This is a genomic window from Pseudomonas sp. PDM17 (genome assembly GCF_014851985.1).
In the GTDB taxonomy this organism is placed as follows: Bacteria; Pseudomonadota; Gammaproteobacteria; order Pseudomonadales; family Pseudomonadaceae; genus Pseudomonas.
On sequence record NZ_JACVAT010000019.1, the window covers coordinates 1 to 1251 of the forward strand.

The 1251-nt window shown below is 61.3% G+C and carries 1 protein-coding gene; it reads right to left on the bottom strand.

The genetic code is table 11. The annotated features are described in order from the left end of the window. Window positions 1–30: 30 nt before the first annotated feature. Window positions 31–1187 (bottom strand): IS3 family transposase gene (locus tag IB256_RS30455; protein ID WP_395555772.1). Its coding sequence is split into 2 segments (ribosomal slippage): window positions 31–924 and window positions 927–1187, totalling 1155 coding nucleotides; the frame shifts between segments, so codons are not numbered across the junction. Window positions 1188–1251 lie beyond the last annotated feature (64 nt).

Sequence of the window (1251 nt, forward strand, 5' to 3'; positions counted from 1 at the left end):
TGGTCTGTCCCGGAACTGGTGGACAGGTAGTTAAGAGCTACTGCTCGCATAGCGCCGCTCAAACTCCATCGGACTGAGATAGCCCAGCGTCGAATGGCGGCGACGGTGATTGTAAAAGCGGATGTAGTCGAACAGGTCGGTTTTCGCCTCGTGGTAGCTGGCATAGCGCGTCAGGTACACCCGCTCAGCCTTCAGCGAACGGAAGAAGCTCTCCATCGCGGCGTTGTCCCAGCAGTTCCCCGGACGTGAATGGCTGGGCACGATTCGATGTCGCCGGAGCAAAGCCTGGTAGTCGTACGCGCAGTATTGGCTGCCACGATCCGAGTGCAGCAGCACTTCTTCTTTCGGCTGTCGGCGTGCAACGGCCATCTCCAGCGCGGCGTGTACCAAGGCCTGCTGCATGCGGTGGTGCATCGCCCAACCGACGACGGCGCGTGAATAGAGATCGAGCACGACGGCCAGATACAGCCAACCTTGGGCCGTCCGCACGTAGGTCATGTCCGAGACCCAGTGCCGATTGGCGCGATCCGAGACGAACTGGCGATCCAGGTGGTTCGGGGCAATCGGCAGAGCATGACGACTGCTGGAAACCAGCCGCCAGCGCTTGCGCGAGCGAACGCGCAGACCGGCTTCGCGCATCAGTCGAGCAACCCGGTGGCGACCACACGCATGCCCCATGGCCGCCAACTCGGCCTTGATTCGGCGATGACCATAGATCCCATTCACCTCATGGTGGATGGTACGGATCTCTTTGCTCAGACGCCGATTTGCCATCTCTCTCGCCGAAGGAGGCCGCTGCTGCCAGGCATAGAAGCCACTGCGGGATACCCGCAGCAGCCGGCACATCGGCGCTACGGGATAGCGACCGGCCAACGCCTCGATAGCGCGGAACTTCACTTCGTGGGCTGCGAGAAGATGGCGAGCGCCTTTTTTAATACATCGCGCTCCATGGTGACCTGAGCCAGTTGCTGGCGTAGACGCCGCAGCTCCGCGCTCTCGCCTCGCTGCTTGCCGTTGCCCGGAAAGGCATCGTCACCTTGCTGCTCGTACTGGCGTTTCCATTTGCCCAACAGGCTTTCAGCGATGCCGAGAGTCTCGGCGACATGGCGAAGCGGCGTGCCGGCAAGCACCTGGTCTACCGCCTCGCGTTTGAAGGATTCGGGAAAACGTCGTCTGGTCTGGGTCATGAACACTCCTTGCGGTGGGCATTATCCACCTTAAGTCAGTGTCCACTCAGCCCGGGACAGACCA